General features: G+C 65.2%; 14 protein-coding genes and 1 tRNA gene. 7 read left to right on the forward strand and 8 right to left on the reverse strand.

The window, feature by feature from the left end; all coding sequences use genetic code 11:
* Positions 1–56: 56 nt before the first annotated feature.
* The 3 genes from E4P09_RS07255 to E4P09_RS07265 all read right to left on the reverse strand — a co-directional run bounded on the left by E4P09_RS07255 (position 57) and on the right by E4P09_RS07265 (position 1132).
* A tRNA-Arg gene (locus tag E4P09_RS07255) sits at positions 57–133 on the reverse strand.
* Positions 134–521: 388 nt separating this feature from the next.
* Positions 522–878: a DUF1491 family protein gene (locus E4P09_RS07260; protein ID WP_137388834.1), complete on the reverse strand. Its 357-nt coding sequence runs from the start codon at positions 876–878 to the stop codon at positions 522–524.
* A gap of 47 nt (positions 879–925) precedes the next feature.
* Entirely contained in the window at positions 926–1132 is a 207-nt protein-coding gene (locus tag E4P09_RS07265) for a hypothetical protein (RefSeq protein ID WP_137388835.1), read from the reverse strand.
* A 223-nt stretch (positions 1133–1355) separates the two neighbouring features.
* Here E4P09_RS07265 and polA point away from each other — a divergent pair, with 223 nt between their 5' ends.
* From polA to E4P09_RS07290, 5 genes are all read left to right on the forward strand, one after another.
* Positions 1356–4292 (forward strand): DNA polymerase I, encoded by a 2937-nt coding sequence (gene polA / locus E4P09_RS07270; protein WP_137388836.1) that lies wholly within the window; start codon positions 1356–1358, stop codon positions 4290–4292.
* Between the two features lie 17 nt (positions 4293–4309).
* Entirely contained in the window at positions 4310–4876 is a 567-nt protein-coding gene (gene pyrE, locus E4P09_RS07275) for an orotate phosphoribosyltransferase (RefSeq protein WP_137388837.1), read from the forward strand.
* Positions 4877–4895: 19 nt separating this feature from the next.
* Positions 4896–5696: a class I SAM-dependent methyltransferase gene (locus tag E4P09_RS07280; protein WP_137388838.1), complete on the forward strand. Its 801-nt coding sequence runs from the start codon at positions 4896–4898 to the stop codon at positions 5694–5696.
* Between the two features lie 139 nt (positions 5697–5835).
* Positions 5836–6756 (forward strand): DMT family transporter, encoded by a 921-nt coding sequence (locus tag E4P09_RS07285; RefSeq protein ID WP_205042032.1) that lies wholly within the window; start codon positions 5836–5838, stop codon positions 6754–6756.
* A 91-nt stretch (positions 6757–6847) separates the two neighbouring features.
* Entirely contained in the window at positions 6848–9043 is a 2196-nt protein-coding gene (locus E4P09_RS07290; RefSeq protein WP_137388839.1) for a transglycosylase domain-containing protein, read from the forward strand.
* Positions 9044–9049: 6 nt separating this feature from the next.
* Here E4P09_RS07290 and E4P09_RS07295 read toward each other — a convergent pair whose 3' ends face one another.
* A complete protein-coding gene (locus E4P09_RS07295; protein WP_137388840.1) occupies positions 9050–9541 on the reverse strand; it encodes an MmcB family DNA repair protein in 492 nt (163 codons plus the stop codon).
* 92 nt (positions 9542–9633) lie between these two features.
* On the opposite strand from E4P09_RS07295, the gene truA reads away from it, so the two are divergent.
* Complete coding sequence (truA, locus tag E4P09_RS07300; RefSeq protein ID WP_137388841.1) at positions 9634–10392, forward strand: tRNA pseudouridine(38-40) synthase TruA; 759 nt, start codon at positions 9634–9636, stop codon at positions 10390–10392.
* Here the strand turns inward: truA and E4P09_RS07305 are convergent.
* The 3 genes from E4P09_RS07305 to dapD are packed head-to-tail and all read right to left on the reverse strand — an operon-like array spanning position 10382 to position 12964.
* Positions 10382–10933, reverse strand: coding sequence for a hypothetical protein (locus E4P09_RS07305; RefSeq protein ID WP_137388842.1), 552 nt, complete (start codon positions 10931–10933; stop codon positions 10382–10384). The two genes, truA and E4P09_RS07305, sit on opposite strands and share 11 nt — an antisense overlap.
* A gap of 25 nt (positions 10934–10958) precedes the next feature.
* Positions 10959–12122: a succinyl-diaminopimelate desuccinylase gene (gene dapE / locus E4P09_RS07310; protein ID WP_137388843.1), complete on the reverse strand. Its 1164-nt coding sequence runs from the start codon at positions 12120–12122 to the stop codon at positions 10959–10961.
* Positions 12122–12964, reverse strand: a complete 843-nt coding sequence (dapD, locus tag E4P09_RS07315; RefSeq protein WP_137388844.1) for a 2,3,4,5-tetrahydropyridine-2,6-dicarboxylate N-succinyltransferase — start codon at positions 12962–12964, stop codon at positions 12122–12124. Before dapD ends, dapE begins: the two co-directional genes overlap by 1 nt.
* 336 nt (positions 12965–13300) lie before the next feature.
* Between dapD and E4P09_RS07320 the strand changes: the two genes are divergently transcribed.
* On the forward strand, positions 13301–13945 hold the full coding sequence (locus E4P09_RS07320) for a calcium-binding protein (RefSeq protein WP_137388845.1): 645 nt from the start codon (positions 13301–13303) through the stop codon (positions 13943–13945).
* On the opposite strand, the gene E4P09_RS07325 is transcribed toward E4P09_RS07320, so the two are convergent.
* Positions 13919–14653, reverse strand: a complete 735-nt coding sequence (locus tag E4P09_RS07325) for a pyrimidine 5'-nucleotidase (protein WP_137388846.1) — start codon at positions 14651–14653, stop codon at positions 13919–13921. The two genes, E4P09_RS07320 and E4P09_RS07325, sit on opposite strands and share 27 nt — an antisense overlap.
* Positions 14654–14659 lie beyond the last annotated feature (6 nt).

The following is a 14659-nucleotide window of genomic DNA, read 5'->3' on the forward strand; positions in this document are numbered from 1 at the left end:
CGTTCCACTTCGATCTTGGGAACAGCGGCAGAAGTGTTCATGGTTCTGGTATGAAATGGCGCGCCCGACACGATTCGAACGTGTGGCCTCCACCTTCGGAGGGTGGCGCTCTATCCAGCTGAGCTACGGGCGCATCGATATTCAGATAGTGTCCGAGACCGAACGGGGTCAATCCCGAATCGAACAAATGCATCGACGGCAAACGGGGCGGGTCCTGAACCTGCCAAATTTCGCCGTTCGTCCTCTACAACCTCCTCTCAGTTTGCTTCCGTGGCGCTTCCGCGACCTTTGGATGCGACTTCATGCTTCCGTCGAGTTCCGCCAAAGCATTGGTTTTGCTCGTATTTTTCGACCCGCATACACAGCAAAAAGAGCTTGCCTTTGCCTTCGGAGGGCAGCGCTCTATCCAGCTGAGCTACGGGTGCTTGGGCCGCAAGCCGCGTTGGCGCGGACCATAGCGCAATGACCGCTGTTGGACAACAGCCATCGAGGGGTGATCGGCGGGTGTCCGATGGTCCGGTCTATTCGATGACGTCTTCGAGCTGATAGAGGCCGCGTGGGTCCTCTATCTCGAGCACCCACAGGTCGCTATCCCGCTGCGATTGGCGCTGGATATAGGCATCGGCCGTAGCCTCATCCACGGGCTCAGGCCCCGTCGCCCGCATCCAGCCCCGCTCTCCCGCCATAGTGCTGGCCGGGGTGAAGACCGTGCAGTCCGCACGGCCCCGATACACCTTGATGAGAATAGATCCCGCATCGGGGTCGCCGCGGCGGCTGATCACCGCCGGGACGGCCAGGGCATCGCAGCGACGAATCTGGGCAGAGACCCACAGCGCCGAGCGAATGCGGGGCGGGGGTGAGAACTCGTCAGGCTGCAAGGAGATTTGAACCTGTGTGGGCTGGCCGCCTCGCGGGCCGCCGCCCGTTAGTTGACGCGATGTGACCCCGGCTCTTGCGCCCAGGTGAGGACCGTGTCCGAAACCCGCACGCCGTAGCCGTCGACCGGCCTGGTCGCGCCGAAAGGCCCGGAGAAGGCCACCACCGCCAAGCCCATGTTGATCAGGCACAGTGCCGCAATCAACAGCATCAGCACCCGCCTGTCATGATTGAGAACTTTCGCATCCGTCCGCATGATCGCGCTCTTCTCGCTTCCCATGACGTGACAGTAACAGCCATTTTCATGAATAGTTCCTGAAGCTCGAGCAGTGCTTCGCCCGCCAAATTCCGCGAAGATGGGGGGCTGGTTAATGACGGCTTCCACAGTCTTGCCACATTTTATGCGACCGTGTCGTTGCCCGCACGCGCCACTTGGTTTGGGTGGCATCGGCGCGTGGGAGGTGGCATAGTGCCCGCCGATGAACATGCTCGCCTCCAAACCCGCTCTCTCGGCCACGGACCGCCTCTATCTCGTAGACGGTTCCGGCTATATTTTCCGTGCGTATCACGCGTTGCCGCCGCTCAACCGCAAGAGCGACGGCTTACCCACAGGCGCCGTGCTCGGTTTCTGCAACATGCTCGCGAAATTTTTGCGCGATGCTCAGAACGGAGAGAAGCCGAGCCACCTGGCGGTGGTGTTCGACTATTCGGCCAGGTCTTTCCGCAACGAAATCTATGCGGAATACAAGGCCCACCGCCCGGACGTGCCGGAGGATCTCATCCCGCAGTTTCCGCTGATCCGCCAAGCGGTGCACGCCTTCAACGTGCATTGCATCGAGATGGAGGGCTACGAGGCCGACGACATCATCGCCACCTATGCCCGCCAGGCGGCCGAGGCGGGAGCTTCCGTCCGCATCGTCTCGTCCGACAAGGACCTGATGCAATTGGTGCGGCCTGGCGTGGTGATGTATGACCCGATGCCGGGCAAGGAGAGGATCATCGGCGAGGCCGAGGTGTTGGAGAAGTTCGGGGTGCCGCCCGCGAAGGTCATCGACGTGCAGGCGCTTGCGGGCGATTCCGTCGACAACGTGCCGGGCGTTCCCGGCATTGGGGTCAAGACCGGTGCCCAGCTCATCAGCGAGTTCGGCGATCTCGATACGCTGCTGGCGCGCGCCGGCGAGATCAAGCAGCCCAAGCGCCGGGAAAAGCTGATCGAGTTCGCCGAGCAGGCGCGCATCTCCCGCGAGCTGGTGCGGCTGAAGCACGACGTGCCCTTGGAGGTGCCGGTCGACGCGCTGACGGTGCAGGAGCCTGACCCGAAGACGTTGGTCGCCTTCCTCAAGGCCCTGGAGTTCACCGCCCTCACCCGCCGCATGGCGGCGGCCTATGATGTGGATGCGGACCAGGTGGAGCCGGCACCGCTCAAGCTCGATGCCTGGACCCCGAAGCTCGCGCTGCCGGAGAGCCCGCCGGATGCCGGCCCTGCCGAGCAGGCGGCCAGAATTGCCGCGGCAGAGCGCGCAACCCCTCAGGCGGGGGCGGCCGCCCAGGCCGAGGCTGTGCGCGCCGTGCCGTTCGATGCAACGCGCTATGCCTGCCTCAAGGCGGAGGAAGAGCTCGACGACTGGGTGGCCGACATCTACGCCCAGGGCTATGTGGCCCTGGACCTGCGGGTTGGCGGCGGCGACATGATGACATGCGACATCGTCGGCTTTGCCCTCAGCACCGGGCCGGGGAAGGCCTGCTATGCCCCCTGCGGGCACAAGGCCTCGCCGGGGCTCGACTTCGGCGGGCACGATATTCCCCAGTTCCGCCGGCCCGACCTGTTGACCAAGCTCAAGCCGGTGCTGGAGGATCCCTCGATCCTCAAGGTCGGGCACGACATCAAGGCGACGACCCTCATCCTGTCGCGCCACGGCATCGAGCTTGCGCCGCTCGATGACGTGATGCTCATGTCCTATGCGCTGGAGTCCGGCCTCAACGGCCATGGGCTGGAGGATCTTGCGAGCAAGCATTTCGGGCATCAGCCGGCGGCGCTGAAAACTCTGCTCGGCTCCGGCAAGGCCCAGCTCACCTTCGACCTGATCGGGCTTGACGGCGCCTCATCCTATGCCTCGGAACGGGCGGACCTCATCCTGCGGCTGTGGCTCATGCTGAAGGCGCGGCTGGCGGCCGAAGGCGTCGCCACGGTCTATGAGACGCTCGAGCGCCCGCTTGTGCCGGTGCTGGCCAGAATGGAGCGGGAAGGCATCATGGTGGACCGCCAGGTGCTTTCGCGCCTGTCGGGCGAGTTCGCGCAGATCATGGCTGGGCTCGAAGCCCAGATCTATGGAGCCGCTGGCGGGCCGTTCAATATCGGCTCGCCCCAGCAGCTCGGCGCGCTGCTCTTCGACCGCATGGGCCTGCCGGGCGGAAAGAAGACGAAGACCGGCGCCTGGAGCACCGGAGCGGATGTCCTGGAAGCGCTCGCCGCCGAGGGGCACGAGCTGCCGAGCCTGGTGCTGGACTGGCGCCAGCTCTCGAAGCTCAAGAGCACCTATACGGACACGCTGCCCAGCCACATCGATGGGCAGGGCCGCATTCACACCAGCTTCGCCCTGGCCTCGACCAGCACCGGGCGGCTGTCGTCGTCGGAGCCGAACCTGCAGAACATCCCGGTGCGGACCGATGCGGGGCGCAAGATTCGCACCGCCTTCATCGCCAGTCCCGGCCACAAGCTGGTGAGCGCCGACTACAGCCAGATCGAGCTGCGCATCCTGGCGCATATGGCCGAGATCCCCCAGCTCAGGCAGGCCTTCGCCGACGGGCTCGACATTCACGCCATGACCGCATCGGAGATGTTCAACACGCCGATCCAGGGCATGGACCCCATGGTGCGGCGGCGCGCCAAGGCCATCAATTTCGGCATCATCTACGGCATCTCCGCCTTCGGGCTCGCCCATCAGCTGGGTATCCCGCGCGAAGAGGCGAGCGAGTACATCAAGCGCTATTTCGAGCGGTTTCCCGGTATTCGCGACTATATGGAGACGACCAAGGAGACGTGCCGGCGCCAGGGCTATGTGAAGACGTTGTTTGGCCGGCGCTGCCATTTCCCCGGCATCAACGTGAAACATCCCTCCGAGCGCGCGTTCAACGAGCGGGCTGCCATCAATGCGCCGATCCAGGGTTCGGCCGCCGACATTATCCGGCGGGCGATGATCCGCATGCCCGGCGCACTGGCGGCGGCGAAGGTTCCCGCGCGCATGCTGCTGCAGGTGCATGACGAGCTGATCTTCGAGGTGCCGGAAGGCGAGATCGAGGCGACCATGGCCGTGGCGGTGAAGGTCATGGAGGCGGCCGCGGAGCCGGCGATAAAGCTCCGGGTGCCACTCAAGGTCGATGCGCGCGCCGCGGATAATTGGGAAGCGGCCCATTGAGGCAAGAGGTTTCGGGGATGCGTGAGGATTTGCGGCGCTCGCGGCTGATGGCGATCATCCGCGAGCGCTCGTTCAAGGACAATGTCGAGGTGACGCTGGCCTCAGGCCGCAAGAGCAACTTCTACTTCAACATGAAGCCCACCATGCTGCATCCGGAGGGGGCGGGGCTGCTCGCCGAGCTGGTGCTGGACGCGTTGGGACCGAGCCGGCCCGACTATGTGGGCGGGCTCGAGATGGGAGCGGTGCCGATCGTGTCATGGACCGCGGCGGCAAGCTTCCTGCGCGCCACGCCCGTGAAGGCCTTCTTCGTGCGCAAGAAGGCCAAGGAGCACGGCGCCAAGCTGCTGGTCGAGGGGCTGGCCCCCGGCGAGAGCCTGGAAGGAAAACGGGTGGTGGTGGTGGAGGACGTGACCACAACGGGCGAGTCGGCCCTCAAAGCTGTGGAAGCGGTGCGCGAGGCCGGCGGCCACGTCGTCCAGGTGCTCACCCTGGTCGACCGCCAGGAGGGGGCTCAGGAGACGATGGACCGCGCCGGGCTGCCTTTCGCCTCGATCTTCACCGCCGCCGAATTCAGGGGAAACTAGCCGTCAAAGGACGCGTCTCATGACATTCGGCAGTGATGATGACGACGGCGATGAGGGGCAAGTCGGCCCCGGCAAGCCGCGCACCGTCCTGGAGCTAATCTGGGGTGAGGGCTGGTCGCTGCCGGGCGGGCCGGAACGAGTCGATCGGCTGATTGCCGGGCTGGATCTGAGCCAGGCGCAGGTGCTCGACATTGGCTGCGGTTCGGGCGGTGCGGACATCTACCTCGTCCAGAAGCATCATGCAGCCCATGTCACCGGCATGGACCAGGATGGTGAGCGGCTGGCCGCGGCCAGAAGGAAGGCCGCAGACCTTGGACTCGTCGACCGGCTTTCCTTCGCCGAGCTCACGGCCGGTGTCCTGCCCTTCGGCGATGCCCAGCTTGGGGTGGTTTGCAGCATGAACAGCTCGGGTCGCCTCGCGGAGGATAACCTCGCTCGCGAGAGCCACAGGGTGCTGCGTAGCGGCGGGACCGTTGCCGTCAGTACGTTCGTGGCGGGCGACGGCGGCACCTCTTCGCCCGCGCTGCGCCGCTACTTCGAGTTGGCCGGGTCGGCATTTCCTCCGCTTCCGGCCGACCAGTATCGCGACGCGCTCCGGAACGCTGGATTCTCTCAGATTTTGGAAACGGATCAAACCGCCTGGTATGCCGGCGTGGCCCGCAACGAGCTTGCCTCTTTTCAGGGTGCCATCCGCAACGAGATGGTCGAGCTGTTTGGCCAGGCCGTTGCCGAGGACGCAACCGCTGCCTGGAGCACGCTGATCGCGGCGCTCGACCGTGGCGAGTGCCGGCTTCTGGATATGCGCGCCCGCAAGCCTTGAGCGGAGAGCCGCGCGCCGGCCTCCATGCCTGCGGCGCCATTGCGGCTTTACCTGGGCGCGATCAGGATGCAGTTTGCACGGGCCCATTGGGCATCCCGCTTCCTCGCCAGCCCTCCCTGGCGTCTCACGCCCGTTCCTCATGTCTGCCTCCGCTTCCGAATCCAGCGCCCGCATCCGCGGCATCTTCATGATGATCGCGGCCTTCACCTTGTTTTCGGGCCTCGATGCCACGGCGAAATATCTGGGTCAGACCTACCCGGTGGTTCAGGTCGCGTTCGCGCGCTACGGGTTCGCGGTCGTTTTCGCGGTTTGCTATCTTGTCTGGCTCAATGCGCTCGCCCATATCCGCGCGCGCAACTTGAAGCTCCAGATCATCCGCGGCCTGCTCTTGGCCGCATCCACGGCGTGCAACTTTCTCGCCCTGCGCTATCTCCAGCTGGCGGAGACCGCCTCCATTTCCTTCTCAAACCCGTTGTGGGTCTGTGCCCTCTCGGTGCCGCTCTTGGGCGAGAAAGTCGGCCCGCGGCGCTGGATGGCAGTGGTGGTGGGGTTCATTGGCGTGCTGATCATCGTGCGGCCGGGAATGAGCGGCTTCCAGCCCGCGGCGATCATCTCGATCATCGCCGCCCTGTTCACCGCGCTTTATCAGATCGCCACGCGCAAGATCGCCGAATACGACAGCGCGCTCACGACGATGTTCTACACCGCCGCCGTCGGCGCGGCGGCACTGCTGCCGGCGGTTCCGGCCGTCTGGGTCACGCCCGATGCGCAGGGCTGGGCGCTCATGATGCTGGTCGGCGCCTTCGGCACCATCGGCCACCAGCTGCTCATCCACGCCCACAGGCTTGCGCCCGCCGCAGTGCTGGCGCCCTTCTCCTATAGCCAAATCGTGATGATGGTGGTGATCGGCTATTTGGTATTTGGTGATTTGCCCGACCTGTGGACGGTGGTCGGCGGGGTCATTGTCGTCGCCAGCGGGGTCTACCTGTTCTACCGCGAGCGGAAGGTCAAGGGCAGGGCTGTCGAGTCATCAATCGGACACGATTCTTGCTCAGGGTGATCATGACTATTCGCTTGATTTTTTTAGCAGTGGGTTAAAGCCCTGTCCCTACAGTGAAAAAATCGGGTGTGGGCAAGTTCAGGCTGAATCAATGGGCGTATTCCGATCGCGGGCCAGGGCCGATGTCGACAAAAAAGACGTCCGCGAGCCCCGGCTCTTTGCGGCCGAAGACCGGCGCTCGGGCTTGAGCAAGCCGGGCGGGCAGGATGGGGGCAAGCGAAACGGCAGAGGCAGCGGCCGCGGTCCGCGCAGGAAGCGGTCGTGGCTGGCGCGCTCCGTCTATTGGACGCTGACCCTCGGGCTTTGGGGCCTGATCGCCATCATCGGCATCTCCGTCTATTTTTTGCTGGCGCTGCCTAACGATACCTTATTCAAGATCCCGGCCCGCGAACCGGGCATGGTGCTGCTGGCCGACGACGGCCAGGTGCTGGTCGAGCGCGGCTCGTTCACCGGCGACGACATCCGGCTCGACGAGCTGCCGCCCTATGTACCGCAGGCGGTGCTGGCGATCGAGGACCGGCGCTTTTATCAGCATTTCGGCATCGATCCCATCGGGACGTTCCGCGCCGTCATCGCCAATATGCGGTCGGGCAGCGTGGTGCAGGGCGGCTCGACCCTCACCCAGCAGCTGGCGAAGAATCTGTTCCTCGAGTCGGACCGCACGCTGGAACGCAAGATCCAGGAGGCGGTGCTGGCCTTATGGCTGGAGCATGAATTCTCCAAGGAGGAGATCCTCCAGCTCTATCTCAACCGGGTCTATTTCGGCGCGGGTGCCTATGGCATCGAGGCGGCGGCGAAACGCTACTTCCACAAATCGGCCCGGGACCTGAACCTGGCCGAGGCCGCCACCCTCGCAGGCCTGTTGAAGGCTCCCTCCAACTACAACCCGATCAGGAACCCGGAAGCGGCCGAGGAGCGCGCCTATGCGGTGCTCAACGCGATGGTCGAGGAGCACTATATCACCCGGGAGCAGGGCCAGAAGGCCATCGACAACCCGGCGGGCGTGGTTGGGCCGGCAGAACTGCCGGCGAGCCGCTATGTGGCCGACTGGATCGCCGACATGGTGCCGAACCTGATCGGCAGCTACACGGAAAGCCTCATCGTCGAGACAACCATCGACAGCGCGATTCAGGATGAGACGGAAGCCGCGGTGCGCAAGCATCTGGCCGGCGAGGGCGCCAAGCAGAATGCGCAGCAGGCGGCGGTTGTGGTGATGGATGCGGCCGGCGGCATCAAGGCCATGGTCGGCGGCCGCTCCTACAGCAAGAGCCAGTACAACAGGGCCGTCAGGGCCAAGCGGCAGCCTGGCTCGGCCTTCAAGCCCTTCGTCTATCTGGCCGCCATGGAGCATGGGTTCTCGCCAGACAGCGTGCTGGTCGATGAGCCGGTGCGCTTCGGCAGCTGGACGCCGGAGAACTACTCCCGGCAGTATTTCGGGCCGGTGACTCTGCGGACGGCGCTCGCCCGCTCGCTCAACACCATTGCCGCGAAGCTGGCGGTCCAAGTCGGACCGGAAACGATCATCGAAGCGGCACATCGGGTAGGCATACAGTCGCCGCTTGCCCCGAATGCCTCGATCGGCCTCGGCACCTCGGAAGTGACGCTGCTGGAGCTCACCAGCGCCTACGCCGCCTTCGCCAATGGCGGCTACAAGGCGATCCCCTTCGTCATCAACCGCATCGTCACCAAGGGCGGCAAGGTGCTCTATGAGCGCATCCCGGCCGAGACCGGGCGGGTGCTGGACCCGGTTACCGTGGGTGAGATGAACGACATGATGCGTACGGCCATCCACGACGGCACCGCCAAGCGCGCCATGCTAGAGGGGCAGGATGCCGCCGGCAAGACCGGCACCAGCCAGAATTTCCGGGATGCTTGGTTCGTCGGCTACACGGCACATCTGGTGGCGGGCGTGTGGGTCGGCAATGATGACGGAACCCCCACCAACAAGGCGACCGGCAGCGGCCTTCCCGCCGCCATCTGGAAGGATGTGATGGCCGATGCCCATCGCGGCATGCCGGCGCTGCCGCTGCCCGGCGTACCGGCGGACGAGCCAGAGATCGGCCAAGCGCCCTATGTGGCGCAGCGCGAACGGCCCTCGGTGGGCAACAGCATCGTGCAGTTCTTCGAGGGCCTGTTCGGCACCCGGCCGGCGAGCGCTTATCCGGAGCCTCACTCGGGTGCGCCACGGTCGGCAGCCCCCAGGGGCGCGCAGACGGCGGAAGGTTGGAACGCGCGCGCGATCAACCAGCGCGACCAGCGGCAGCGCCATATCGACCTTGGGCGATGAGTTTCCTCACAAGCAGTCGGCGCCGCCGGACAGCGGATCGCGCAAATTGTGCAGGCGCAGGGCAGCGGCGCGGGCAAAGCGCAGGGTGACCGCCTTGCGGCGCGCAGCCGCCAGACGGATTTCCGCGATATCGCGGACGATTTCGGCCCCGAAGCCGTCGGCGATGATGAGGCCAGCCTCCAGCGGCATGATCTCGGGCGACATGGCCGGCGGAATGGCAAAATAGAGCCGGTCGCAATAGTCCCAGTATTCCGGCCATTTCTGGTCGGTGCGAAAATCGGTGATGCTGGATTTGATCTCGATGATCCAGATATCGCCGCGCTCGTTCACCGCCATGATGTCGGCACGCCGGCCAGAGGCCAGCGGCAGCTCGGTCACGGCTGCAAAGCCTGCGGAGCGCAACAGGCGGCAGACCCCCCGCTGAACGGAAGCTGCCGTTTCGGACTGGCGGCCGTCGGCCAGTGGCCATGCGGCGGAAAGGGGCGCAGGTTGGCTCATGCCCTATGGTTACCGCTTGCGTATGGCCCCCGCAAGGGCCGTGACGGAAGGCGCATTCGCTGGTATCGAGCCTGATCACAGCGAGGGAGCGGATGCCGCGTTACAAGCTCACCATCGAGTATGACGGAACGCCGTTCGGCGGCTGGCAGCGACAGGAGAATGCCCCCACCGTTCAGGAGGCGCTGGAACAGGCCGTCTTGAGCATGACCGGGGAAAGCGTGACGGTGATCGGGGCTGGCCGCACCGACGCGGGCGTTCATGCGCTGGGGCAAGTGGCGCATGTGGACCTTGCCCGCGCCTTTCCCGGAGAGCGCCTGCGCGGCGGGCTCAACTTTCATCTGCGGCCGGCGCCGATCGCTGTGCTTGGCGCCGAGTCCGTCGATGACAATTTCCACGCGCGGTTCTCGGCCATACGGCGGCACTACCTGTACCGGATCGTCAACCGCCGCAGCCCCCTCGTGCTCGATCGTGACCGCGCCTGGCACGTGGCGCGGCCGCTCGACGTGGCGGCGATGCATGCGGCCGCACGGCATCTCATCGGCAAGCATGACTTCACCACGTTCCGCTCCGCCCATTGCCAATCGGCATCGCCTGTCAAGACATTGGATCTACTTTCCGTGAGCCGTTCCGGCGAGATCGTCGAAATTCGCACGAATGCGCGGTCGTTTCTGCACAACCAAGTGCGATCCATGGTGGGCAGCCTGAAACTGGTTGGCGAAGGCAGCTGGACCCCCGCAGACATGGCCGCCGCCCTCCAAGCCAGGGACAGGGCGGCCTGCGGCATGGTGGCACCACCCTGGGGCCTCTATCTCACCCAGGTCGACTATCCCCCAGCGCCGGTCAGCGAATGAGGGCCGATGCGAGCAGGCTGATGATCACGTCGATCGCGGTGAGTGCGAGGGCCACGCCCGCCGTGGTGGCAAGGGCCGTGCGGGCGATGAACCAGCGGAAATAGAGTGCGACCAGGGTGACGGCGATACTGGCGACCACCAGCCCGTTCGCACCGAGCAGGCCATAGCGGCTGAGCAGGGCGGGCGGCACCATGGAGAACACGATGAACACCGCCGACCAGTTGTAGGCGATGAGGAAGGGCACCAGCCTGCCCGCAAGCCCGAGCAGGCGCACGAGGACCACGGCAAGGCCGATGAAGGCAGCCCATTCGACCAGCAGAGCCAGGAGCTCGCGGCCATAGGACGTCGGCTGCGGCGGGGTCGCGAGATTGTTGCTGGTGGCGATGATGAACAGATAGATCGGCGCCACGATCACAATCGCGGTGAAGGAGTTCCTCAATCCCTCCATCGAGACGTTGAAGTCGCCATAGCCGCCGGTATCGCGATTGAGGAGGCGCCAGGTGCCGCGCATCGCAGCAGAGAACTCTTCGGACGAGATCATCTCGGTTGGCGCCCTGTCGCTCGCGTTACCGCTGGAAATAGCGCTCCAATATCCGTTCGTAGATGCGCGTCGTCGCCGCAAGCTCGGCCGCCGGAATGCGCTCGTCCGTCTGGTGGATGGTGGCGTTGACGGGGCCGAACTCGACGACCGGGCAGTAGTCCTTCACGAAACGGGCATCCGAGGTGCCTCCGCCCGTGCTCAGCGCCGGGGTCACGCCGGTGCACTCGGCGATGGCGCCTGCCACCAGGTCGACGAGGGCACCGGGCTCGGTCACGAAGCTGTCGGCGTTGGAGGAGAACGCGAGACGATACTCCCCGCCCATCTCGGACTTCACTTGGTCGCAAACCGCGGTGATCCAATGCTCGAGGCCGGCTCGGCTATGCTCGCTGTTGTAGCGGATGTTGATTGCGGCGTGCGCCCGGTCGGGAATGACGTTCTCCACCGTGTTGCCCACGTCCACCGAGGTGATGGCCAGGGTCGACGGCTCGAAATAGGCGTTGCCGTCATCAAGGCGATGGCTGGCCAGCCGGTCCAGCATGCGCACGAGCTTGGGGATGGGGTTGTCGGCCTTGTGAGGGTAGGCGACATGGCCTTGCCGGCCGAATACCGTCAACCGCGCGTGGAGGCTGCCCCGGCGGCCGATCCGCAGCGTGTCGCCCAGTGCCTCGCTGCAACTCGGCTCCCCGACGAGGCAAGCATCGGGCCTGTGGCCATGAGCTGCCATCCATTCCAGCACTTTCACGGTGCCGTCGACGGCGGGCCCCTCCTCGTCGCCGGTGATCAACAGGCTGATCGAGCCGCCGAAATCGGCGCCCTGCTTGCCGATGAACGAGGATACCGCCGCGCAGAAGGCCGCGACCGAGCCCTTCATGTCCACAGCGCCGCGCCCATAGATCACGCCGTCATCGATCATCCCGGCGAAGGGCGGGTGGGTCCAGCGGCTTTCATCTCCTGGCGGCACCACGTCCACATGGCCGGCGAAGCAGAAATGGGGCGAGGCCTCGCCCAGCCGGGCGAACAGGTTGTCCACCTCAGCCATGTCTGGCGACTGGAACGGCAGCCGCCAGCAGCGGAAGCCGAGTGAACTCAAGACGTCCTCGACCCGGTCCAGGGCTCCCGCGCTGTCGGGCGTGACCGACCGCTCGCGGATCAGCGCCTGGAGCAAGGCAACCGGATCGAGCGCGGGCATCAGGTTCTCAGAAGCTCGTTGATGGAGGTCTTGGAGCGGGTGCGCTCGTCCACCCGCTTGACGATCACGGCGCAGTAGAGGCTCGGTCCCGGGCTGCCGTCGGGAAGCGACTTGCCGCCTGTGCTGCCGGGCACCACCACCGAATAGGGCGGCACCCTGCCCATGAAGACCTCACCCGTCTCCCGGTCGATGATCTTGGTGGAGGCGCCGAGATAGACGCCCATGGAAAGCACCGAGCCCTCGCCGACGACCACGCCTTCGGCGACTTCGGAACGGGCGCCGATGAAGCAGTTGTCTTCGATGATCACGGGTGCGGCCTGCAGCGGCTCGAGCACCCCGCCAATGCCCACGCCGCCCGAGATGTGGCAGTTCTTGCCGATCTGCGCACAGGAGCCGACGGTCGCCCAGGTGTCGATCATGGTGCCGCTATCCACATAGGCGCCCAAATTCACGAAGCAGGGCATCAGCACCACGTTCGGCGCGATGAAGGCCGACCGCCGGACCACGCAGTTCGGCACGGCGCGGAACCCGGCGGTGCGGAATTCCGCCTCGCTCCAGCCGTTGAACTTGGAGGGCACCTTGTCCCACCAGCTTGCCCCGCCCGGACCGCCCGCAATCGGGCTCATATCATAGAGGCGGAACGACAGGAGCACCGCCTTCTTGAGCCATTCATGCACGGTCCAGCCCCCCGGGCCGGGCGTTGCCACGCGCAGCACGCCCGCGTCCATGAGATCGAGGGCCGAGTCGACCGCGGCGCGAATGTCGCCGGTCGTGCCGGCATTCACCGTATCGCGCTGCTCGAAGGCGTCTTCAACGATGGTCTTGATGCGGTCGTGGTACATGACGGCTCTACGGAATCGAGGACGATGCGGGCGCACAGTACTAGGCCAAGGCGGAGTGTCAACTGGCAGCAAAGCTGCCGTGCCGGTGCAATCGGCTGCAATCCGATCGTGCAAGATGGTGGGGACGCCGGGTTTGCGGCCCCGGGAAGGCCACGATTATGCGCTCGAAGCGCCCGGCCCTGCCCAAGATGCGTGCACCCTTTTGCGCTACCGAGTGGGCGGCGCCCGCGCGGCGCCCCTATTTCATCAAAGCCATTCCAGGACATCCATATGTCAGAAGCAAGCTATTGCTACTACCACACTGGGCCTGAAGGGGGCCCCTCGCGGACGATGGCCGTGAGAAGCTCCGTCGATTTCGATCCGTGCGGGTCGGGGGAGCCTGCGCCCGACGCCACCTGGCGCGTCATGGCGCGGCCGCTGGACGGCCAAGCCGAGGTGAGGGCCCCCGAGATCGGCGGCAAGCTCGACCTGCAGCAGCTGGTGCTCGATCTGTCCGGTGCGCAAGGGGTCACGTCGGTCAACCTCTTCACCAGCGAGGTCCAGGTGGATCGGGCCGGCCTTAGCGTCACAGTGGCCATGCCGGTCGTGCCGAATGCCATCGGCAGCCCCGACACCAGGCATATGGTGGGCACCGAGGGCCGCAACATTCTTCATGCCGGCGAGCACGGAACCACCTTCGAGGGCAGGGGCGGCGCGGATGCCCTGGTGGGCGGCAGCAGCGCCGATATCTTCCGCTTCACCAGCCTTGCTCAATCAACCCTGGAGGATTACGCCTCCATATACCAGTTCGGATCCGAAGACCGTATCGAGATCACCAGAAGCGAGGCCATGCGCCAGCACAACTACACGATGCGGGCGGAAGACCGCGGCTGCGGCTGGTGGCAGCTCACGATCGATGAAGGCAAGGATGGTTCGCCCGAGTTCTTCGCCATGGTCGAGACGCAGCGGCTGGATCTAAACAGTGTCCATTTTGTCGACTGAGGAACGCCAGCGCACGATCTCGTCGATGAAGCCCGAGAGGTCATCGGTCACGTAATCGATATGCGGCGCATCCGAGCCGTGCCCGGAGCGGGAGGCGATCGCGGCGCTGTCTTCGTTGTCGGGCGAGGTGACCAGCACCGTTGTCATGCCGAGCTGATGGCACGGCCCTAGATTGCGCGAGATGTCCTCGAACATGGCGGCACGGGTCGGCTCTAGCCCGTGCCGCTTCAGCATCATGCGATAGCTCTCGATATTGGGCTTCGGCAGATATTCCGCGGCTTCGATGTCGAATATGTCGTCGAAGCAGCCGGCGATGCCGATGCGCGCCATCACCTTCTCCGCATGGGCGACCGTGCCGTTGGTGAAGATGTATTTGCGGCCGGGGAGGCCGGTGAGCGCCGCGCACAGCCGCTCGTCCGCGACCACGGCGGAATGGTCGATATCGTGCACGAAGGAGAGGAAGTCCTCCGGCTTCACCCCGTGCTCCAGCATCAGCCCGCGCAGGGTGGTGCCGTGCTCGTAGAAAAACCCCTTCTGGATGCGGCGCGCTTCCGCGTGGTCCACCTGCAGCAGGTCCATGATGAACGCCGCCATCTTGACGTCGATCTGGTCGAAAAGCCGGCAGCTCGCCGGATAGAGGGTGTTGTCCAGATCGAAGATCCAGGTACTCACATGGTGGAAACCGCGGCGTTGGCCTTGCCCGTTCATGGATCG

Origin of the sequence: Rhodoligotrophos defluvii (genome assembly GCF_005281615.1) — a bacterium.
GTDB classification, from domain to species: Bacteria; Pseudomonadota; Alphaproteobacteria; order Rhizobiales; family Im1; genus Rhodoligotrophos; species Rhodoligotrophos defluvii.